The organism is Pedobacter westerhofensis, assembly GCF_900182595.1.
In the GTDB taxonomy this organism is placed as follows: domain Bacteria; phylum Bacteroidota; class Bacteroidia; order Sphingobacteriales; family Sphingobacteriaceae; genus Pedobacter; species Pedobacter westerhofensis.
This window is the reverse complement of the sequence record NZ_FXTN01000005.1, coordinates 110,582-132,074: the sequence shown is the minus strand read 5'-3', so window position 1 is coordinate 132,074 and position 21,493 is coordinate 110,582. Positions and strand designations below refer to the sequence as shown.

At 40.5% G+C, this 21,493-nt stretch carries 15 protein-coding genes; 11 read left to right on the top strand and 4 right to left on the bottom strand.

Features of this window, described 5'->3' with window-relative positions; translation table 11 throughout:
* Nucleotides 1–117: 117 nt before the first annotated feature.
* The 3 genes from FN831_RS10855 to purN form a co-directional block, all read right to left on the bottom strand.
* Complete coding sequence (locus FN831_RS10855; protein ID WP_068403231.1) at nucleotides 118–1,140, bottom strand: rod shape-determining protein; 1,023 nt, start codon at nucleotides 1,138–1,140, stop codon at nucleotides 118–120.
* Between the two features lie 86 nt (nucleotides 1,141–1,226).
* On the bottom strand, nucleotides 1,227–2,753 hold the full coding sequence (gene purH, locus FN831_RS10850) for a bifunctional phosphoribosylaminoimidazolecarboxamide formyltransferase/IMP cyclohydrolase (protein ID WP_142528251.1): 1,527 nt from the start codon (nucleotides 2,751–2,753) through the stop codon (nucleotides 1,227–1,229).
* 72 nt (nucleotides 2,754–2,825) lie between these two features.
* On the bottom strand, nucleotides 2,826–3,404 hold the full coding sequence (gene purN / locus FN831_RS10845) for a phosphoribosylglycinamide formyltransferase (RefSeq protein WP_142528250.1): 579 nt from the start codon (nucleotides 3,402–3,404) through the stop codon (nucleotides 2,826–2,828).
* A gap of 568 nt (nucleotides 3,405–3,972) precedes the next feature.
* On the opposite strand from purN, the gene rpsT reads away from it, so the two are divergent.
* From rpsT to FN831_RS10790, 11 genes are all read left to right on the top strand, one after another.
* Nucleotides 3,973–4,227 (top strand): 30S ribosomal protein S20, encoded by a 255-nt coding sequence (rpsT, locus tag FN831_RS10840; protein WP_142528249.1) that lies wholly within the window; start codon nucleotides 3,973–3,975, stop codon nucleotides 4,225–4,227.
* Nucleotides 4,228–4,285: 58 nt separating this feature from the next.
* On the top strand, nucleotides 4,286–4,984 hold the full coding sequence (gene radC, locus FN831_RS10835; protein ID WP_142528248.1) for a RadC family protein: 699 nt from the start codon (nucleotides 4,286–4,288) through the stop codon (nucleotides 4,982–4,984).
* 84 nt (nucleotides 4,985–5,068) lie between these two features.
* Complete coding sequence (gene pheT / locus FN831_RS10830; RefSeq protein WP_142528247.1) at nucleotides 5,069–7,468, top strand: phenylalanine--tRNA ligase subunit beta; 2,400 nt, start codon at nucleotides 5,069–5,071, stop codon at nucleotides 7,466–7,468.
* Nucleotides 7,469–7,520: 52 nt separating this feature from the next.
* Nucleotides 7,521–7,811: a hypothetical protein gene (locus tag FN831_RS10825; protein ID WP_090559056.1), complete on the top strand. Its 291-nt coding sequence runs from the start codon at nucleotides 7,521–7,523 to the stop codon at nucleotides 7,809–7,811.
* 32 nt (nucleotides 7,812–7,843) lie between these two features.
* Nucleotides 7,844–8,134 carry a cell division protein ZapA gene (locus tag FN831_RS10820; protein WP_041878266.1) on the top strand — a complete coding sequence of 97 codons (291 nt, stop codon included), beginning with the start codon at nucleotides 7,844–7,846 and terminating at the stop codon, nucleotides 8,132–8,134.
* A gap of 266 nt (nucleotides 8,135–8,400) precedes the next feature.
* A complete protein-coding gene (rny, locus tag FN831_RS10815; protein ID WP_185960452.1) occupies nucleotides 8,401–9,963 on the top strand; it encodes a ribonuclease Y in 1,563 nt (520 codons plus the stop codon).
* A gap of 133 nt (nucleotides 9,964–10,096) precedes the next feature.
* On the top strand, nucleotides 10,097–10,621 hold the full coding sequence (locus FN831_RS10810) for an Mpo1 family 2-hydroxy fatty acid dioxygenase (protein WP_142528246.1): 525 nt from the start codon (nucleotides 10,097–10,099) through the stop codon (nucleotides 10,619–10,621).
* A 125-nt stretch (nucleotides 10,622–10,746) separates the two neighbouring features.
* Nucleotides 10,747–13,539, top strand: a complete 2,793-nt coding sequence (locus FN831_RS10805; RefSeq protein WP_142528245.1) for a TonB-dependent receptor — start codon at nucleotides 10,747–10,749, stop codon at nucleotides 13,537–13,539.
* Between the two features lie 45 nt (nucleotides 13,540–13,584).
* Nucleotides 13,585–15,042: a hypothetical protein gene (locus tag FN831_RS10800; RefSeq protein ID WP_142528244.1), complete on the top strand. Its 1,458-nt coding sequence runs from the start codon at nucleotides 13,585–13,587 to the stop codon at nucleotides 15,040–15,042.
* A gap of 169 nt (nucleotides 15,043–15,211) precedes the next feature.
* Complete coding sequence (locus tag FN831_RS10795; RefSeq protein WP_142528243.1) at nucleotides 15,212–15,751, top strand: hypothetical protein; 540 nt, start codon at nucleotides 15,212–15,214, stop codon at nucleotides 15,749–15,751.
* Nucleotides 15,752–16,003: 252 nt separating this feature from the next.
* A complete protein-coding gene (locus FN831_RS10790) occupies nucleotides 16,004–19,267 on the top strand; it encodes a TonB-dependent receptor (protein ID WP_142528242.1) in 3,264 nt (1,087 codons plus the stop codon).
* Nucleotides 19,268–19,727: 460 nt separating this feature from the next.
* Here the strand turns inward: FN831_RS10790 and FN831_RS10785 are convergent, their stop codons facing one another.
* Nucleotides 19,728–21,479 (bottom strand): lysophospholipid acyltransferase family protein, encoded by a 1,752-nt coding sequence (locus FN831_RS10785; RefSeq protein ID WP_142528241.1) that lies wholly within the window; start codon nucleotides 21,477–21,479, stop codon nucleotides 19,728–19,730.
* Between the last annotated feature and the right edge of the window lie 14 nt (nucleotides 21,480–21,493).

Below are 21,493 nucleotides of genomic sequence, written 5' to 3'. Positions count from 1 at the left end.
ATATTTTAAAGCTAAAGATAAAAATACAAAGCTTTTATTAAAATACTTTTATGAAAAATGTGAGTGCAGCTTTCAGACCGCACCCACATTATTATTTTTTTGTTCTGTTGTTTAAGCCTATTGCATCAAAAACTTGTAGCTTCCAATGTTCTTGAGGGCGATACCAGTACCGCGAACAACAGCACGTAGCGGATCTTCGGCCACATGCACAGGAAGTTTTGTTTTTGCAGCCACACGTTTATCCAGCCCGCGCAGCAATGCGCCACCTCCGGTAAGATAGATACCTGTCTGGTAAATATCAGCAGAAAGTTCTGGTGGGGTAATCTCCAAAGCTTTCAGGATTGCTTCCTCAATTTTGGAGATCGATTTATCTAAACAGTGTGCAATTTCAGTATATGAAACCGTGATTTGTTTTGGTACGCCAGTCATGAGGTCTCTTCCCTGTACAGCAAAATCTGCCGGCGGATCTGACAATTCAGGAAGGGCGGCGCCCACTTCAATCTTGATTTTTTCTGCAGTACGGTCGCCAATCATGATGTTATGCTGACGGCGGATATAATTTACAATATCTGAATCAAAGTTATCTCCGGCAACACGGATAGACTGATCGCATACAATACCAGAAAGCGCAATTACAGCGATTTCAGTTGTTCCGCCGCCGATATCGATAATCATGTTACCCATAGGTTCTTCCACATCGATACCGATACCTACTGCCGCAGCCATAGGTTCGTGGATCAGGTAAACCTCTTTGGCGCCGGCAATTTCTGCCGAATCCCTTACTGCACGTTTTTCAACCTCAGTTATACCTGAAGGAATACAGATAACCATTCTCAGGGAAGGGAACATCCATCCTTTTCCGCCGTTGAGCATGCGTATCATACCTTTAATCATCGCTTCAGCAGCATTAAAATCTGCAATAACACCGTCTTTAAGAGGTCTTACCGTACGGATATTATCGTGCGTTTTACCCTCCATTTGCATAGCCTGACGGCCTATTGCTATAATTTTATTTGTTTGTCTGTCAAAAGCAACGATTGAAGGTTCATCAACAACCACTTTATCATTATGTATAATCAGGGTGTTGGCGGTGCCTAAATCTATGGCAACCTCTTGTGTGAACCAGTTAAATAAACCCATTTATAGGTGATAAGTTATGTTATAAAAATTCTATATACTATTAGAATGTAAAACTACATCTTTTTATTGTATTCCGCTTTAAAAAATTAGTGCTTAAAATGTCTGATTCCAGTGGTCACCATAGCGATGTTTTTTTCGTTTGCCATGTCGATAGAATCAGTGTCTTTTATTGACCCTCCAGGTTGAAGAACCGCTGTTACACCAGCTTCAGCAGCGATTTCCACACAGTCAGGGAAAGGGAAGAAAGCGTCTGATGCCATTACTGAACCTACCAGGTCAAAATTAAAAGCAGCAGCTTTCACAATTGCCTGTTTCAATGCGTCAACTCTCGACGTCTGTCCGACACCGCTTGCCAGCAGGGTATTATCTTTCACAAATACGATAGTATTTGATTTTGTATGCTTAACGATTTTATTTGCAAAGAACAGGTCATTTAACTCATCCGCTGTAGGGGTTTTCTCCGTAACAGCAGTCATTTGATCCGGGCCTTCGATGATCAGGTCTTTATCCTGCTCAATCACACCGTTCAATAATGTCTTGAATTGTTTCTTGCTCAGCTCAACATCATTGCGCTGAAGGATCACTCTGTTTTTCTTTGCCTTGAACAGCTCAACCGCTTCCGGCTGATAAGAAGGTGCAATCAGGACTTCGAAAAATAATTTGTTGATTTCTGTAGCTGTTGCCAGGTCAATCTCGCGGTTAGCGATCAGTACACCGCCAAAGGCAGAAACCGGGTCGCATGCCAGTGCATCGTCCCATGCCTGAGCGATGGTAGCTCTTGAAGCCACGCCGCATGCGTTGGTATGTTTCAGGATCGCGAAGGTAGGCTCCTGGAATTCATCAATAAGGCTTACTGCTGCATCTACGTCTACCAGGTTATTATAAGAAAGCTCTTTCCCGTTCAGCTTGGTGAACATCTCATCAAGGTTACCGTAGAATACGCCCTGCTGATGCGGGTTTTCGCCATAACGCAATGTTTTAGCGGTGTTCAGGCTCTGTTTAAATACAGTAAGCGGCTCTTCAGTGTTAAAATAGTTGAAGATCGCAGTATCGTAATGTGAAGACGTATGGAATGCTTTTTTTGCGTAGGCCTTACGCTGGGCAATAGTAGTTTCTCCGTTCTGGTCTTCCAGCTGCTGCTGCAGGGTAGAGTAGTCATCTTTTGATGCCAGGATCACTACATCATTAAAGTTTTTGGCTGCTGCCCTGATCAGGGAGATACCGCCGATATCAATTTTTTCAATGATTTCCTCTTCAGTGCCACCGGCTTTCAGTGTTTCTTCAAAAGGATAAAGATCAACGATCACGAGGTCAATCTCAGGAATTTCATATTCTGCAATCTGAGCTTTGTCTTCATTCAGGTTCCTGCGGTTTAAGATACCACCGAAAACTTTCGGATGCAAAGTTTTAACCCTGCCGCCTAAAATCGAAGGATAACCAGTAAGGTCTTCAACAGCTGTAACAGGCAAATTCAAATCTTTAATGAACTGTTCTGTACCGCCTGTAGAGAACAATTGAACACCCTGCTGCGAAAGCAGGCGTACAAGTGGCTCCAGACCGTCTTTGTAATATACTGAGATTAAAGCGTTTTTGATCTTTATTTGTTGACTCATTGGGTGTAATTTTTGAGCCGCAAAATTATAAATTTTAAGCGATAAAATTCAGTAATCGATCTATAAAAAATCTTATTTCTGTATCTTTTTCAGGATAGTTTCCACAACACGCGGATAGTGCTGGTGTTCAAGTTGTTGCCCTTTAAACTTTATCATTTCCAGATTATCGCCTTTATCTATCCGGTATTTTGCCTGGTGTATAATCTGGCCTTCATCGTATTTTTCATCTACATAATGAATCGTGATGCCGCCTTCTGTTTCTCCTGCTGCAAGTACGGCTTTATGCACATAGTCGCCATACATTCCCTTGCCGCCAAACTTTGGCAGGAGGGCAGGATGGATGTTGATGATGCGTCCGGGATATTCTGCGATCAGGTTTTTAGGGATCAGCCACAGGAAGCCTGCAAGTACGATCAGGTCGATGTCAAGGTTCTTAAGCAGCTCTACAATCTGATCACTTTCATAAAACTCTTTTCTGTCGAAGATATGTGAGGGTATCTCAAAGTTGTCTGCACGCTGTAGTACATATGCTTCCGGGTTATTGGTCAATACGAGAGCAATTTCTACTTCCGGACTGTGTTTAAACAGTTCCATGATTTTCTGGGCATTGGAACCCGAACCTGAGGCAAATATGGCGATACGCTTTTTCATGTGGTGTCTGTGTTTTCAATTGCATTCAAGCTGGCTTGGCCGGGTATGATGAATGATGCTGTCAAAAATAGCATTTTAGGCATTTAATGAAAGGTTTAAATGATAATATGTCTTATTGATTATGTAATGGTAAGTATTAACATCTATTTGGATTTATGTGAATACATCTTAAAAGAGACCTGAATAAGCAGTAAACGTGTACTATTTTCGGTTTTGCAAGGTCCTTGGTAGCGGATTGCTAGGCCTACTGGAGCATGTAAAGGCCTATAAGACCCCTACCAACCCCCTATCAACCACCTGGCAAAAACCTGTTCTACCTGCCTTTAATCTTTGTCTTGGCTTGTTTCTGACACAGCCAGACACAAGCCGCTTACATCATGAATACCATACTAATCTAAACTGGTGTAAATCAATAATTAAGAATATTTAAATTATTTGTGATATCGTTTTGCATTTTAAAAACATAAGTTCTATATTTGCAGTCCGAAAAAAAGAGAATGATAAGGTAAAAGGAGATTCGGAAAATCACCAAAACCTTAAATTATATAAAATATTATTATACTAAAAAATGGCAAATCATAAATCATCTTTAAAAAGAATAAGAGCAAACGCTACTAAACGTTTACGTAACAGGTACCAAGCAAAAACAACGCGTACTTTTATTAAAAGATTACGTGCTTCTGTAGATAAAACATCAGGTCAGGAGTTATTGCCTAAAGTAATTTCTATGCTGGACCGTTTAGCTAAGAAAAACGTTATTCACAAAAACAAAGCTGCCAACAATAAATCAAAGTTGACTAAATTTGTTAACAACCTAAAATAGTAGTAAGTTTACAATACTGAGAACGGGATAGCCAATGGCTTATCCCGTTTTTTTGTTTATGGTAAAACTTAAACAAAAACGTAGAATCACAGGTTTTGCGGTAGATGACCAGCCCAGGGAAAAACTGATCCGGGAAGGTCGCAGGTCGCTCTCTGATGCTGAACTCATCGCAATACTCATAGGCTCCGGCACCGCCGGCGTCTCTGTTGTTAAACTAAGCCAAAGCATTCTTGGTCAATATGACCATAGTTTATCTGAACTGGGCAGGGCATCACTGGATGAACTCAAAAACTTTCACGGTATTGGAGATGCAAAAGCGGTGACCATTATAGCGGCTCTTGAAATCGGCCGCAGGCGAAAAGAAGAGCCCGATCAAAAGAAACCAGTGATCACCTGCGCCAGGGATGCATTTGAAATGATGCATCCTGCACTGGCAGATCTCAATCACGAAGAGTTCTGGATCATGATGCTCAATTCTGCAAATGGAGTAATCGGCAAGGCAATGATCAGTAAGGGCGGTCGTGCCGGAACTATTGCCGATCCTAAAATCATCTTCAAGACAGCTCTGGAACGAAATGCAGCCTATCTTATACTTTTTCATAACCACCCATCGGGTAACCTGAAGGCCAGCGATGAAGATATCAGGATTACCAAAAAATTAGTTGAAGCGGGCAAGACCATGGATCTGTTTGTACTTGATCATCTGATTGTAGCGGGCGGCTCTTATCTTAGTTTAGCAGATGAGGGAATGATCTGAGCGTAAATATGTGTCGATTATAGGTGAATTCATATTGCGCAAGGCATTATTTTATATCTTTGCGTTTTAGATCGAGATTAGAACATGAAGATATCATATAACTGGCTTAAACAATTCATACAAACAGACCTTTTACCACAGGAACTTTCACTGATACTGACCAATATTGGTCTTGAAGTTGAGAGCCTCGAAAAAGTACAGCCTATTGTGGGCGGTCTCGAAGGATTGGTAATTGGCCATGTGCTTACCTGTGTGCAGCATCCCAATGCTGACAGGTTAAGGGTGACTACGGTAAATGTTGGTACTGCAGAGCCGATCCAGGTGGTTTGTGGAGCGCCCAATGTTGCAGAGGGGCAGAAAGTAGTGGTTGCTACCGTGGGTACAACCGTATATCCTAATGAAGGGGAGCCTTTTCAGATCAATAAATCCAAAATCAGGGGCGAAGTTTCTGAGGGGATGATCTGTGCGGAAGATGAAATTGGTTTAGGCGGTTCTCATGCGGGGATCATGGTGCTTGATGCAGATGCTGTACCTGGTACGCCTGCCAAAGAATACTTCAAAATGGAAGATGATTATCTTTTTGAGATCGGCTTAACCCCTAACAGGGCTGATGCAGCGTCGCATCTTGGTGTGGCAAGGGATCTCGCGGCTTATCTCAGGATTGAGCTGACGATGCCTGATATTTCATCTTTCAAAGTACATGATGAAAGTTTAACCGTTGCGGTGGATGTTCAGGATACTGATGCATGCCCGCGTTACAGCAGTGTTTCTATCAGCGGAGTGACTGTTAAAACATCGCCTGATTGGTTGCAGGATAAATTAAAGGTGATTGGCATCCGCCCGATCAATAACATCGTGGATATTACTAATTATGTGCTGCACGACCTTGGTCAGCCATTGCATGCTTTTGATGCTGATGAGATTGCCGGTAAGCAGATCATTGTAAAGAAAGTTGCAGACCAGACGGAGTTTGTCACGCTTGACGGTACAACGCGTAAATTATCGGCCGACGATTTGATGATCTGTGATGCAGAGAAACCGGTTACTATTGCCGGTGTTTATGGTGGTAAAAATTCAGGAGTAACTGAAAAAACTACAAATATATTTTTAGAAAGCGCCTATTTCAATGCAGTCTCGGTACGTAAAACCGCAAAGCGCCTGACCTTAAAAACGGATGCATCTTTCCGTTATGAGAGAGGAACAGATCCTGAGATGACGGTGACTGCATTAAAACGTGCTGCCCTGCTGATCCAGGAGCTTGCAGGCGGCGAGGTTACTTCTGCCGTTGGCGATATCTATCCTCAGCCGGTTGCGCCTTTTGATGTAGAGGTGAGTTATGCAAATATTACCGGGCTCATTGGTGCAGCTATTCCTGATCAGGAAATTAAAGATATCATTACATCTTTAGGAATAACTGTTGCCGCCGAAACGCAGGACGGGTTGTCACTAAAAGTTCCAAGTTTTAAAGTTGATGTTACCCGCGAGTGCGATATCACGGAAGAGGTATTGCGTATTTACGGATACAATAATATTGAAATCCCAACTAAAGTGAATGCGTCCTTGTCATTTACTACGAAACCTGATAAGGAACAAACACAGCATGTAATTGCTGATATGCTGACAGCGAATGGGTATTTAGAGATCATGTGCAACTCACTGACTAAAGAGGCCTATTCTAAAAAACCTGAAGAAGCTGTTAAGCTATTGAATGCCTTAAGTATAGATTTGAACGTGATGCGCCAGAGCCTGCTGATGCCTGCAATGGAAAGCGTTGCTTACAATCAGAACAGGAAAAATACTGACGTTAAATTTTACGAGTTTGGTAAAACATACCACCTGATCAATGAAAAGTATGTTGAGCGGCCAAGGCTGCTGATCCTGCTTTCCGGTGCTATTGCGTCTGAATCATGGAGCCAGAAACAAAGTCCGGTAACATTCTATCAGATCAAGGCTGCCGTTGATGCTGTATTGGGCCGACTGGCAATTACGAATTACCAGACAGAAGAACTGAGCGACGAAAATTTTGCCTACGGACTTAAATATTTCAGAGGTCCGCAGCCTATAGTAAGTTTTGGTGCGGCAACTGCGGCAGACAGGAAACTGGCCGATGTGGATAAGGATGTTTTCTATGCGGATTTCGACTGGGCACTGATCCTGGATATCGTGAGAAAAAATAAGGTGATCAACAAAGAAATCTCTAAATATCCTGCGGTAAGGCGCGACCTTTCCATGCTGGTAGATACGGATGTAACTTTCGATGCGTTGAAATCCATTGCCTACAAAACGGAGAAAAAATTATTAAAAGATGTGCAGGTGTTTGATGTGTACGTAGGGGATAAGCTGCCCGAAAATAAAAAGTCGTACGCTTTGAATTTTACACTTCAGGACGATCAGCAAACCTTGACCGATAAGCAAATTGATGCCGTTATGCAAAAGATTATAGCTAACTTAGCGCAAACAGCGAAAGCAGAGATCAGAAAGTAATTTTATTTGTTACTTTTAGAAAAATTATACAGATTCAATCAATTTTATTAAGATGTCTTCGGTTGCGGAACAATTAAATTCAGTATTACATAAAACGGCCCGGTTAATTGAGCTGTGTAATGCTTTACAGGAAGAAAACGAATTGTTAAAGCAGGAAAATGCATCAGTGAAACTGGCTCTAAATGCTTCAAAAGCAAAGAATTCTGATCTTGATGAGAAGATGAGGGTGCTTAAACTGGCTAAGAGTATTGAAGGGACAAGCGAGAAGACACTTGATATAAAGCAAAAAATTAACGATTTTGTGCGTGAAATCGATAAATGTGTAGTGTTACTGAAAAAATAAGGAATACACCGATTTTGAAACAAAGCTAAGAAATGGGAGAAATCTCGATTAAAATAACTATTTCTGACCGTATCTACCCCTTAAAGGTGAATATGGAAGAGGAAGAAATTGTAAGGCGGGCAGCCAAAATTATCAATGAACGTATAAAGGACTATCAGGAAAATTATGCAGTCAGAGATAAACAGGATTTGCTATCTATGGCAGTGTTGCATTATGCGACCGCCGTATTAAGGGTAGAAAATAAAGTGCAGGACCAGGATACTGCAGTAGCTGAAAAAGTTGAGGAATTAGACAGTTTACTGAACGACTTCTTTACTAAATAGGCCCATTCTGTTGTTTCAATAGCGTAGGAATTTAACCGTTGTTAAGTTTTTAGTTTCATTGTTTAGGTGATTCTTGAATACATGTATTATATTGTGGCTTTTTATGCTGCGATTTGAATTTTACAAGTATTCAGAGCAATATGCAGGAACTAAAATTTTAACAGCGGTTTTTTTGTTGTTGAACAAATGATACTAAATGATGCAGCTTGCATGAGCATCTTAATTGATACTATGCTCATTCGGGTTTTTTATATATATAAATTAAAATGGAAATAATAGCAATAATTGGATATGTCTTAACCAGCTTAGTCGTTGGTATATTGGTAGGCAGATATCTGTTGCGCAACCTGCTCAAACAGCAGGAGATCGCAGCACAGAGTAAGGTGAAGAAAATATTAAAAGAAGCAGAGAGCCATGCTGAGATCTTAAAAAAAGACAGGTTATTAGAAGCTAAAGAAAAGTTCCTTCAGTTGAAAACTGAACATGAGCAGGAAGTAAATGCTAAAAATAATCAGGTAAATCAGCGTGAGAATGCAATTAAGCAAAAAGAGCAGTCGGTAAACCAGCGTCTGGAGAACATGAACCGTAAGGAACAGGAACTGGATAACCACAAGAAAAATCTGGAGAAACAGACTGATATCGCTGTCAAAAAACAGGAAGAAGTGGAAGTGCTGAAAAACCAGCATGTGAAACAACTGGAAACTATTGCAGGATTAAGTGCTGAGGAAGCAAAAAATCAACTGGTAGAAAACATGAAACAGGAAGCAAGGACACAGGCAATGATCCAGGTGAAGGATATTGTTGATGAGGCCAGGCTTACTGCTACCAAAGAAGCAAAAAAGGTTGTTATTCAAACCATACAGCGTACAGCTGTAGAGGCAGCAATAGAAAATACGGTTTCAATCTTTCATATCGAAAGTGATGAGATCAAAGGCCGCGTAATTGGTCGCGAGGGTAGGAATATCCGTGCACTGGAAGCAGCAACCGGAATTGAGATTATCGTAGATGATACGCCTGAGGCCATAATACTTTCGGGTTTTGACCCGGTAAGAAGGGAGATCGCACGTTTAGCACTGCACCGTCTGGTTACTGACGGACGTATTCACCCTGCACGTATCGAAGAAGTTGTTGCCAAAACAAAGAAACAGATTGAGGATGAGATCGTAGAAATCGGTGAACGTACTGTGATCGACCTTGGTATCCACGGACTGCACCCTGAATTGATCAGGATGGTTGGACGTATGCGTTACCGTTCTTCATACGGACAAAACTTACTGCATCACTCACGTGAGGTAGCTAATTTCTGTGCAACGATGGCAGCCGAGCTTGGCCTGAATGCTAAAATGGCTAAACGTGCCGGATTACTGCATGATATAGGTAAAGTGCCTGATGACAACCCTGAATTGCCACACGCAATTTTAGGTATGCAGCTGGCAGAAAAATATAAAGAGCACCCTGAGATCTGTAATGCGATCGGTGCCCACCATGATGAAATCGAAATGACCTCGATGATCTCTCCTATCATCCAGGCTTGTGATGCGATCTCTGGTGCACGTCCGGGAGCAAGACGCGAGGTGGTAGAAAGTTATATCAAACGATTGAAGGAACTGGAAGAACTGGCACTTTCTTATCCTGGGGTAGAAAAAACATTTGCCATACAGGCAGGTAGAGAGTTAAGGGTTGTGGTAGAAAGTGAAAGGGTAACCGATCAGCAGGCAGAACTGCTTGCGGCGGATATCTCTAACCGTATCCAGACAGAAATGACTTATCCCGGCCAGATTAAAGTTACTGTGATCAGGGAAACCAGATCTGTAGCTTTCGCTAAATAGGGTAAACTAATTTTATTGACAAAGCGGCCGGGTAACCTGCCGCTTTTTTTTGTGCTTAATTTTTAATACGAACTATCTTACCGGTATTTATCTTTTTTGATGAATGTATGCCTTTGATAGTTATTTTTGCACGATGAAGAAGGAACGTAAAATTGTGACAAAGGTACCCCAGAGAGAAATTGATATTCTTTTTGCTGAATACGCAGCAACAAAACAGCATCCTTCAAATCGTCTGATCCACTGGGTATGTCTTCCGCTGATGATTTTCAGTATCCTTGGCCTGGCCTGGTCAATTCCTTTCCCTCATCTTGGTTTTTTAGGCAGATACAATGGTTTTTTAAACTGGGCTTCTTTTTTAATTGCTTTTTCTGGCTACTACTATTACAGGCTTTCTCCCGTATTGTCTTACATGATGCTGCTGCTGGTTTTTGCTTTGTCACTGGTGGTGGTGCAGTTTGAGAAGTGGGCATTGGCTGGTGGGCCTGCACTTTGGCTTGTGTGTGTGGTTGTGCTCCTGATTGCTGTTGCAGGGCTGTTTATCGGTCAAAAGATTGAAGGAAAAAGAACAGCATTTTTGAACAGTGTTAAATTCGTGTTAATTGGGCCGATTTGGCTACTGGAAATTTTTTCCATTAAAATTGGATTAAAACGGCATTAAAACGAGTTTAAACGCGGATTAAAATGAAATTAAAGCGGAATTAAAATCGGATTAAAATGTAACCTCACTCTAACTTATACTTAACACTGTGGTAATAGATTTGCCTGAACAATAATCGAAGGCAATTGAAACTACAACTACAACTTAAAGAAGCTATAATCACGCTACTGTTGCTCGTATTCATGAGCGCAGCCAGTTTTGCACAAAGTACAGGAAAGATTTCCGGTACTATCAGTGATAAAAAATCAGGAGAGACACTTATAGGGGTTACTGTTAAGCTAAAAGGTTCTACCAAGGGCATGGCCACAGATGTTGACGGTAAATATTCAATTACAGGTTTAGCCAACGGAAAATATACTGTGGTTTACCAGTATATTGGTTATATAGGAAAAGAGATCAGTGAAGTAGAGGTTAATGCCGGCAAAAACACTATCCTGAATGTAATCCTCGAAGAGTCTAATTCCCAGAACCTGAACGAGGTGGTAATCAAAGGTTCCTTTAAAAAAGAAACCATCAATGCCTTATATGCACAGCAGAAAAACAACGCTGCAATTTCTGATGGTATCTCTTCAGAACTGATCAAACGTTCACCAGATAAAAACACTTCAGACGTATTGAAGAGGGTGAGCGGAACAACTATCCAGGACAACAAATTTGTGGTTATACGTGGATTGAGCGACAGGTACAACGCTGCAATGCTTGATGGATCTACTTTGCCAAGCACTGAGCCAAACAGAAAAGCTTTCTCATTTGATATCGTTCCTTCTAATCTTGTAGATAACCTGATCATCAGCAAAACCGCTACCCCGGATCTACCTGGTGATTTTGCAGGTGGTGCAATTCAGATTACCACTAAGGATATACCAGAGCAAAACTTTATTTCATTTGGAGTAGGTGCAGGTTATAATACGGCATCAACCTTTAAAGACTTTAAAAGTGGCACAAGAAATATTACTGATTACCTTGGTTTTGATAACGGAGATAAAAAACTGGGTTCTAATTTCCCGAGTACCAACAGGATCAATAACGGATTAACTGCTGCACAAAATGTCTCGGCTTTAAAAGCCTTACCACGAAGCTGGAGAGTTGATAACTTTACAGCATTACCTACGCAGAATTACCAGTTCACTATCGGAAGAGTGAAAGACCTGAAGAATAACAGGAAATTTGGTGCATTGGTGTCATTGACTTATCGTAATGCACAAACTATCAACAATGATGTAAAACGTCAGTATTATGATTTTGATTATAATGATGATGTTTATAAATTCTCTACCAACATTGGAGCATTGGCAAACTTTGCTTATACCTTTGGAAAGAACAAAATCACGTTCAAAAATATTTACAACAGGATTTATGAAGATCAGTTCCTGTACAGAACAGGTTTAAACCGTGCGATCAGCAGTGATATTCAGTTCTATGCATTTGACCTGATGCAAAAGTCATTATTAAAATCTACAGTTGAAGGTGACCACCAGTTGGGCGAGCGTAATGCAAAATTAAACTGGTCGCTAAGTTTCAGTAATGTATTAAATGATCAGCCGGATCAGAAAAAACTGAACTATGCCAGGTTGACATCTGCTGACCCAAGTACGCCGTTCTCTGCTAATATCACCACATTGGGAAGAGAAAACGCCAGACTATTCTCAAGGATGAATGAAAACTCTTATACGGGTGCTGTGAATTATTCATTGCCATTAACCATGTTCAATTCAAAGGCAACGTTTAAAACAGGTTTAAGTGCATTATATCGTGACCGTACATTTGATGTACGTTTTCTTGGTGCCACTGTTAATTCATCAGATATCAGTGAGCAAATCAGACAATTGCCAATTGATAAGCTTTATTCAACCAGTTTGATTAACGGCGGGAATTTCAGGATCGCTGAACTTTATAACAGACTGGACCAATATGTTGCTAACTCATTAACCAATGCAGGATATGCGATGTTGGATAACAAACTTGGTGAAAAAGCAAGGTTAGTTTGGGGAGTACGTGTTGAGCAGTTCAATGTAAAACTTACACCGGAAGATGCTGCAGCTGAAAAAGTAAAACAGAACTATGCCGACGTTTTACCTTCAGCGAACTTTACCTATAACCTTACAGACAAAATTAATTTAAGGGCCTCTTATTACCGTACAATTGCACGTCCTGAGTTCAGGGAGTTATCTGTGTCTACCTATTATGATTATGAGACCTTATCAAATTTACAAGGTAACCCTAATTTAAAACGTTCAAATATTGATAACGCGGATGTCCGTTTTGAATTATATCCGCAGGCTGGGCAGATTATCTCGGTATCTGGATTCTATAAAAAGTTCAAAAACGCAATCGAGACTTTCAATAACGATGCAACTTCTACGAGAACTGTTACTTACTTCAACTCAGATAAAGCAACTGTATACGGTGCTGAATTTGAAATCCGCAAGAGCCTTGAATTTATCAAAGAAAATGATTTACTGAAAAATACCACCGCTTATGCCAACGTATCTGTTATCAAATCTAAAGTTACGAATGATGCGAATACAGGTTTGAATAATGTTGAAGGTACACGTGTAATGGTTGGGCAGGCTCCATATGTCATCAACGCAGGTCTACTGCACAGTTTCTTGGATAACAAATTCACATTCAATGCACTGTATAATAAGGTAGGACGCAGGTTAGCCGTTGCCGCAGGATCGCTCTACCCCTCAATCTGGGAAGCTCCAAGAGATGTGATTGATTTACAGTTGGGAATGAAATTGCTGAAAAATAAAGGCGAGCTGAAATTTAACGCAGGAGATATTCTAAACCAGAAAGCTACTTTTTATTATGATATGAATACCAATAAAAAATACGATGGTGCTCCTGACGACTACACAGTAAGCAGCTTCAAAGCCGGAAGTAATTTCTCAGTGGCATTCTCTTATACTTTTTAATAAACCAAATTTTAAATAACTATTACACTAATAAAAAACGAAAAAATGAAAAAACAATTATTAGCAACTGCCTTGAGTCTACTTGTGTTTTTCGCAAGTTGTTCGAAAAGTGATAACGGGGATGACGACGGTGAGATTGTTAACCCTGTAACTGGTGTCGTGGAAGTAACCGGCGATATTACTACTGCTACCAACTGGACTGCAGACAAAATTTACCTGTTAAAAGGAAATGTGTTCGTAACTAACAATGTTACCCTGACTATTGCTCCGGGAACAATCATTAAAGGTGACAGGGGTACTAAAGGTACTTTGATCATCACAAGAGGTGCTAAAATCAATGCAACCGGTACCGCTGAGAAACCAATTGTGTTTACATCAAATATCGTTGCCGGCGGACGTGCTCCTGGTGACTGGGGTGGTTTGATCCTTTTAGGTAAAGGTATAAACAACCTTGGTACTTCAGTAGCTATTGAAGGTATCTCTGACGCAACTGATAAAGCTAAGCATGGTGGTACTGATAACGCTGATAATTCAGGTGTTTTAAAGTATGTACGTGTTGAATATGCTGGTGTGGCTTTAGGCCCAGATAATGAAATCAACGGTGTAACCTTTGGTAGTGTTGGTTCTGGTACTACTGTTGAATATGTAGAAGTATTCCGTTCAGGTGATGATGCTTTCGAATGGTTTGGTGGTGCAGTAAATGCAAAACACTTACTTGCTGTTTCTACATGGGATGATGACTTTGATACTGATAACGGTTTCTCTGGTAAAATCCAGTTTGGTATTGCTCAGCGTTTAGCTGGTGTTGCTGACGTTTCCGGTTCAAATGGTTTTGAATCAGACAACATCTCTACCGGTGTTGCAACAGCCCCACTTACTTCAGCTGTATTCTCTAACATGACTATCTTAGGTCCGGTAGCTCCACTACCTACACCTGTTCCTACTGTTAACGCAAGTTATCAGCATGCTGCGCAGATCCGTCGTAATTCACAGATCAGCATTGCTAACTCTGTTATTGCAGGTTATACTGAAGGTGTTTTCTATGATGATGCATTGCCAGCTAGTGGTGCGAATTCTTCAAGTTATTTGGTGAGCGGTGCTTCCTTATTCCTAAATAACCTTGTTGCAGGATCTAATGGGAAAAGTAATCAAATCAAAGCTTCTAATGCTACTGCCTTAGCTGCGATTACTCCAATCTTGACTTCAGCTGCCTCAGCTAATGTATTTACTCCTGACCTTTACGCTATCGGTATCTATACTGATCCATTGAAATATTCTGCAGATCAGGTTGCTGCTGCAAGAGTTGGTGTACCTAATTTCACTTTGATCACAGGTTCTCCTGCTGCTACTGGTGCGTCGTTTACAAATGCAAAATTAGCAGATGCTTTCTTTGAGAAAGTTGCTTACAAAGGTGCATTCGGTACTACTGACTGGACTGCTGGTTGGGCTAGTTACGATCCGCAAACTTTACCTTACACTACTCCAGGTGCTGTAACAAAATAATTAACGATCCAATCGTTGAATTGATAACTTATAAATGCCCTGCAGAATCCTGCAGGGCATTTTGTATTTAAACGTGCAATATTTCAGCCAATGATGTAATGTTAATATTTTTAGCTGTAGCGTATAACTGTCTCATGTCGTTTTAGTTATGAAACCAAATGGTAGCCTCATGATCAAACAAACAACTTTATTACTCTGCTTACTGCTCCTAACCCTTGTTAACTTTTCGTGTTCAAAAAAACGCGGACTTGAACCGGCTATCGTGATTGATGAGAAGAATCTCACTGCATGTCCGGCAGGAGCCAACTGCCAGTATCTTTTTACTGAACATGCAGACATTAATCCCGGCCCGGGAACTTTTGTGACGGGAAACTACAGGATTTTCTGGAGCAGTGCGCTCAATCAAGGCGTAAGTTATACAATGTACATCAAAGCGCCAATGATGGGTACTTCCTTCAATCTTAAACGTGCTGATATTATTAATGGGAAGATTGAGGTTAGCCGTTCCTGTCCAGCGTGCTTATTTGCTGCATCCAAACTGGTGGATGGGTACGTGAAAGGGATTAACTTGTTACCCGGCAAACCAGCTGATCAGACAAAATGGATTCTGGAAGCCCAGATTATTTCTGAATCAGTTTATGGATCTCCGGCGGTCAGAGATACCGTCTTCTTGAAGCAATATTTCTACCCCAATTTTGTTTACAACTAAGACTAATTTGTTCATTTTGGTGACTCTTAACATAAAATTAATATTGCGGAAACATTATTTTAAGTCTCTTATAATTGAATGTTAACACATCTGTTTCAAACAAACATTGTTTAGCCGGCTGTAAAGTCTATTTTTAATCTCTTTTTAATCCCATTTTAATTTAATATTAATTCGGTAGCGTATTAATGTGAACTTAATATTAAGGTTATGTTGCAACTCTAATTTTACAAAAAAAATAATTAGAGGCAACTCATGAAACGAATTCTATCCAACTTCTATTGCGTTATCCTAACAGCTCTCTTGTTTGTAGGGCTAGGTGCAAACGCGCAGGTAACAACTTCCAGCGTTAGCGGAAAAGTAAAAGATGCAAAAGGAATGACTGTTCCCGGAGCAAGCGTACTGGTGGTACATTTACCAACCGGTACTAAATATGGTGCGGTAACCGGAACTGATGGTTACTTCCGTTTAAATAACTTAAATCCTGGTGGCCCTTACAGAATAACGGTTACTTATATCGGTTACAATAAGCAGGAAAAAGAGGTGGGCAACCTTGGTTTGGGTGTCGATCAGCGTGTAGATTTTACGCTCCTGGATGAAGGCCAGCAATTAACCGAAGTTACTGTAAAAGGTAAAAGAGGCGCATTGAAAACTGGTGCAGGTACACAAATCGGCGAAGAGCAGATTAAAAATATGCCTTCTACCAGCCGTAGTTTAACTGATATTACCCGCGTGACTCCACAGGTAAGTAAAGACAACTCATTTATGGGTACCAACTTTAGATACAATAACGTAACTATTGATGGTGCGATTAACAATGATGCTATTGGTTTCAGTCCTTCGTTAGGGGGACAGAGCGGAAGCTCTGGTATGCCGGGCAGCAGCACAAGAACTAACCCTGTTTCTATTGATGCGATCCAGGATGTACAGGTATTGCTTGCACCTTATGATGTGAAGATCGGTAACTTTACCGGTGGTAGCGTTAACGCGGTAACACGCTCAGGTACAAATGAGGTAACAGGATCAGTTTATGGTTTTGGACGTAACGCTTCATTAATAGGAAGAAACAAAACTGGTGATAACTCAAAAGAACCGTCAGATTTCCATGAGTATCAAACTGGTTTCCGTGTAGGGTTACCGTTGATTAAGAACAAACTATTCTTCTTTACCAATGAAGAAATCACACGCCGTCAGGATCCTGTGATCTTAGGTGCAGGTTCTTCTGATAATAAAGTAATTACTGAAGCCCAGGCGCAAGCAATTACACAATTGATGGAAAGCAAATACGGTATTAATCCGGGAACTTATGGCAATTACAATATTTATTCAAACTCAAATAAGTTCTTCAACCGTTTAGATTGGAATATCAACGATAAAAACCAGTTAACGATCCGTAACAACACTATTACTTCTGACGCGACCAACTTGGAGCGAGACCAGGCCAATTTTAGGTTCGCGGGTATTGATTACAAACAAACAAATAACCAAAACTCTACAGTTGCTGAACTAAAGAGCAGACTTTCAAATAACCTGTCAAACAGTTTGGTGGTAGGTTACTCCAGTATTCACGATTACAGAACGCCAACTTCAAACCCTGCATTACCTCAGATTGAGATTACAGGTGCTGCTGGTGGAACAATCTTTCTGGGTACTGACCGGGAAGCGAGTATCTTTAACATGAAACAAAAAACAACTGAATTTACGGATAATCTTACCTGGACTAAGGGAAGACATACGTTTACTTTTGGTACACACAATGAGTTATATAATATCACTTATGGTTTCGTGAACAGCTGGAATGGACGTGTTGCTTACAGCAGTGTAGATGCTTTCCTGGCCGGAAATCCTAACCGTGTTAGAACTAACTATAACTATACTGATAACAGCAGGGATTATATTTTGAATAACCCACCTGCAGAGTTCAAAGTAAATGTGTATAGTGTGTACGGTGAGGATCAGTTCCAAATGACCGACCGCTTTAAGCTGACTTACGGTCTGAGATTTGATATGGCTGATATGCCTAACAAGCAACCGCTAAGTGTAAAAACTACAGATGCACCTGTGGATCCAAATTATGGTACCACTTATACTTATACACTTCCAAAGAATATCAAAAATGACTTCTTCGGTCAGGTACAGATTTCGCCACGCGTAGGTTTTAACTTTGACGTTTTAGGAGATCAAAGCCTGATTATGCGTGGAGGTAGTGGATTATTTACAGGTAGGGTTCCTTTTGCATGGTTAGGTTATGCTTACTATAATAATGGGGTAACTTATGGCGCATATGACAACAGGTCAAGTTCAAAACCTTTTGTTGCAGGATCTGATCCGATTGCTGATGCTTTAACAGGTAAAGGTGAAGCGGGTTTTGTAACTAAACAAGGGGTAAATGTAAATAATTCAGCAGGTGCTACCCAGGTAGATTTAATCGATAACAATTTTAAGATGCCTAAAACCTGGAGAAGCAGCTTGGCATTCGATTATAAAACTGACAACCAGTGGAGATTTACGATTGAAGGTATTTATACAAAGGTTATTCATGACCTGATGTTCCAGCAGATCAACATTAAAGATAACCCAACTTATCTGATATATGATACTCAGCACCAGCAACCAATTTATACTTCTGGTGATGCTGGAAAAACGAGTCTCCTTTATACAAATGCTTACCTGCTTTCTAATACAAGTAAAGGTTACCGTTACAGCTTGACCGGTCAGGTGGGAAAATCTATCCCTGGTGGATTTGATATCATGGCGGCGTATACTTATGGAAGATCTAAAGATGTAACTAATGGTATTCGTAACTCCATGGAATCTAACTGGCAATTAAATCAATCATTGAGCCCTAACAATCCGGGATTAGCGAATTCCAACTTTGATATCCGCAATCGTATTGTTTCAACGATGAACTACAAACATAGCTGGGATCAGGCAGGTAAATACGTGGCTAATTTCTCGCTGTACTTCAGCGCACAATCTGGAACTCCATATTCTTACGGTTTCGTAAACTCTACAATTAATAATACAGGACAAACTGTAAGTTTGGTTTACATTCCACAGGTTGGAGAAACAGCTAAATTCTTTGCTGCCAATGCAACCGGTGCTGCGCAAGCTGCCGCTTTTGATGCTTTCATCGATGGTGATAAATACCTTAAAACAAGGAGAGGGGATTTCACAGAACGTAACGCCGCACGTACACCTTGGAATTATCAAGCCGACTTCCGTTTCTCGCAGGATTTCAGAATTGTAACCAACGGTACACATAAACATACATTGTCGTTTACTTATGACATTGTAAACCTTACTAACTTGCTAAACAAGAAGTGGGGTGTGCAGTATTTCTCTCCAAACACTTTCAACTCGATGGCTAGTGTGGGGTTGTCTACCACTACTGGTGGTGCTGGATCCGCAACTGCTTATCCAACGTATACCTTCAGTCAGGCTAATACAAGTAAATACTCTAAAGATTTCTTTGCATCAAGATATCAGATGCAGTTTGGTCTGAGATACAGCTTTTAATAAACCTTAATATTATTTGCAAAAAGCCCGTACTTTATAAAAGGTGCGGGCTTTTATGATTTATGAGATGCTAGACATAAGTGATGTAATTGCAAATCCCGTAATGTTATATATTCTTAGATTACCTTCCATTTTATTATAATATTAAGGGATTTAACATAAAATAATCAGTAGAATTTTACACCCTCCGGCCCTACGGATGGGAAGCGAAATCAGCTACCATGAACTTAAGAATTTTTGCTGATTGCAGACTAAATAGTTGTAGCGCTATTGTCTGTCGTAAATATTTGGTGTTTTAAATAAACGATTTAGTTTTATAACCCATTCTTAATTTTCACTTAACATACCCACCTTACATTTGCGATGTAAATATTTGGTTAGTATTTATAAAGTTTAGGTTTAGTTGATAAACAAAAGCCAGGATGGATGTCCTGGCTTTTTGCATTTATGAGATTTACTGCTAGAAATTCTTACCGATCTTCTCCAGAATTTCCGGCGGAATATTCTGTGTATCTACAAGTAAAAATCCATCCAGGCAGTCTGAAAATTTAGGGTCCGTGTTAAAGCATATGATCTTTGCATTCAGATTCATGTATTGTCTTAACAATACCGGGATCTTGATATGTGAATTTTCAATATCAGAAATCAGTCCGTCGAGGTCTTTTAAAGATTCGCTGCTTTCAATCAGCAGGTCTTTGTCAATCGCAGAAAGATCTGCCTTGAATTTGTTCCTTGGTTTTACATACTGGCCCAGCTCATAATCAAAATGGTTCTTGGTGATAAAATCCACGATCAGTGATTTGGAGAACTTGGAGAAGTTATTACTGATACTTACAGGTCCGAACATATAACGGTATTGCGGATTATCGAGGAGGTACTTTAAGATACCTTTCCATAAAAGGAATAATGGTAAAGCTTTCTGCTGATATTCCTTACGGATCCATGAGCGTCCCAGCTCGATACCCTGGTTCAGTATCGGGTAGAACGCTTCTTTGATCTTGAATAGCTCTGAAAGATAAAAACCGCGTTTGCCCATCATATGGAGGATCTCATCTCCTTTACCGATACGGTAGGCGCCAACGATATTCTGCAGTTCCTTATCCCATATAAATAGATGGTGATAATAGATATCGTAGTTGTCCAGATCGATCTTTTTATTGGTGCCCTCGCCAACCTCCCTGAATGTAATTTCCCTTAATCTTCCAATTTCCTTGAGTACAGTGGGGATATTTGCTGTTGGAGTGATATAGACTTCGTACTGTTTTTCCGTCCATACGCGGTAAGCTTCCAGCTGACCAATTTCTTCAGCGATACTTTCCCTCGGTGTCTCTTCGATGATCGGTTCAGGCTTTTTCTTAATCTTAAAAAGGTTGATCGGGTTGAACAGTTTCTTTTCTTCCTCGATACTGGTACCTAAAGCATAAGTCCTTGCACGCAGGAAATCAAGTAATTTGTTGGTATTGTTACGGTAAGAGATATCTTCGATATTGATTGGCTTTCCGATTCTTACCTTTATTTTTAAGCCCTGCTTGTTTAGAAACTCTGAAGGCAGTTTTGCCGTACGGAGGGTAGGGTGGATAAAACTCAGGATATTAAATAATACCCCGTTGTTGCCATGAAAATAAATCGGTACCACAGGCACCTTTGCCCGCGCAATTAGCTTGCCTACTACAGGATGCCATAACCTATCGGTTATTTCTTGTTTGTCCAGGCTAAAGGTAGAAACCTCTCCAGCTGGAAAAATGCCAATTGGTGTACCTGACTTTAAAAGATCAAATGTAGCCTTTAACCCGCTGATGCTGGAGGTATGCTGTACATTCTCAAAGGGGTTAACAGCTACAAAAAACTCGTTCAGGTTAGGAATCTTCTGCAAAATGAAATTCACCATCACCTTGGCTTCGGGCCTTACCGTACATAAAAGCTTAACCAGGGCCAGACCTTCTACACCACCATATGGGTGGTTTGCGATTGCAATGAAACCACCCGTTTTTGGGATGTTCCTTAAATCATCTTCATCAAAATCAATAGAGACCCCAATCGTTTCCAGTATTTTATCTACAAACTCCAGCCCGTTAAAGTGCTGATTTTGTGAGAAAACTTTATTGATATCATTTAACTTCATTACCTCCATCAGCAGAGCCGCTAATCCCGGAACACCCAGTTTGTCGATTTTTGTGGCTTTTGCAAACTCTTTGGTTGTTATGATCTTCATATATGAATTTAAAG

Excerpts from the sequence above, each read along its gene's own strand:
- rny (WP_185960452.1), top strand. The coding sequence starts at position 8,401 with ATGGAAATAATAGCAATAATTGGATATGTCTTAACCAGCTTAGTCGTT.
- pheT (WP_142528247.1), top strand. The coding sequence starts at position 5,069 with ATGAAGATATCATATAACTGGCTTAAACAATTCATACAAACAGACCTT.
- rpsT (WP_142528249.1), top strand. The coding sequence starts at position 3,973 with ATGGCAAATCATAAATCATCTTTAAAAAGAATAAGAGCAAACGCTACT.
- FN831_RS10785 (WP_142528241.1), bottom strand. The coding sequence starts at position 21,479 with ATGAAGATCATAACAACCAAAGAGTTTGCAAAAGCCACAAAAATCGAC.
- FN831_RS10800 (WP_142528244.1), top strand. The coding sequence starts at position 13,585 with ATGAAAAAACAATTATTAGCAACTGCCTTGAGTCTACTTGTGTTTTTC.
- FN831_RS10855 (WP_068403231.1), bottom strand. The coding sequence starts at position 1,140 with ATGGGTTTATTTAACTGGTTCACACAAGAGGTTGCCATAGATTTAGGC.
- FN831_RS10790 (WP_142528242.1), top strand. The coding sequence starts at position 16,004 with ATGAAACGAATTCTATCCAACTTCTATTGCGTTATCCTAACAGCTCTC.
- FN831_RS10825 (WP_090559056.1), top strand. The coding sequence starts at position 7,521 with ATGTCTTCGGTTGCGGAACAATTAAATTCAGTATTACATAAAACGGCC.
- FN831_RS10820 (WP_041878266.1), top strand. The coding sequence starts at position 7,844 with ATGGGAGAAATCTCGATTAAAATAACTATTTCTGACCGTATCTACCCC.
- purH (WP_142528251.1), bottom strand. The coding sequence starts at position 2,753 with ATGAGTCAACAAATAAAGATCAAAAACGCTTTAATCTCAGTATATTAC.
- purN (WP_142528250.1), bottom strand. The coding sequence starts at position 3,404 with ATGAAAAAGCGTATCGCCATATTTGCCTCAGGTTCGGGTTCCAATGCC.
- FN831_RS10795 (WP_142528243.1), top strand. The coding sequence starts at position 15,212 with ATGATCAAACAAACAACTTTATTACTCTGCTTACTGCTCCTAACCCTT.
- radC (WP_142528248.1), top strand. The coding sequence starts at position 4,286 with ATGGTAAAACTTAAACAAAAACGTAGAATCACAGGTTTTGCGGTAGAT.
- FN831_RS10810 (WP_142528246.1), top strand. The coding sequence starts at position 10,097 with ATGAAGAAGGAACGTAAAATTGTGACAAAGGTACCCCAGAGAGAAATT.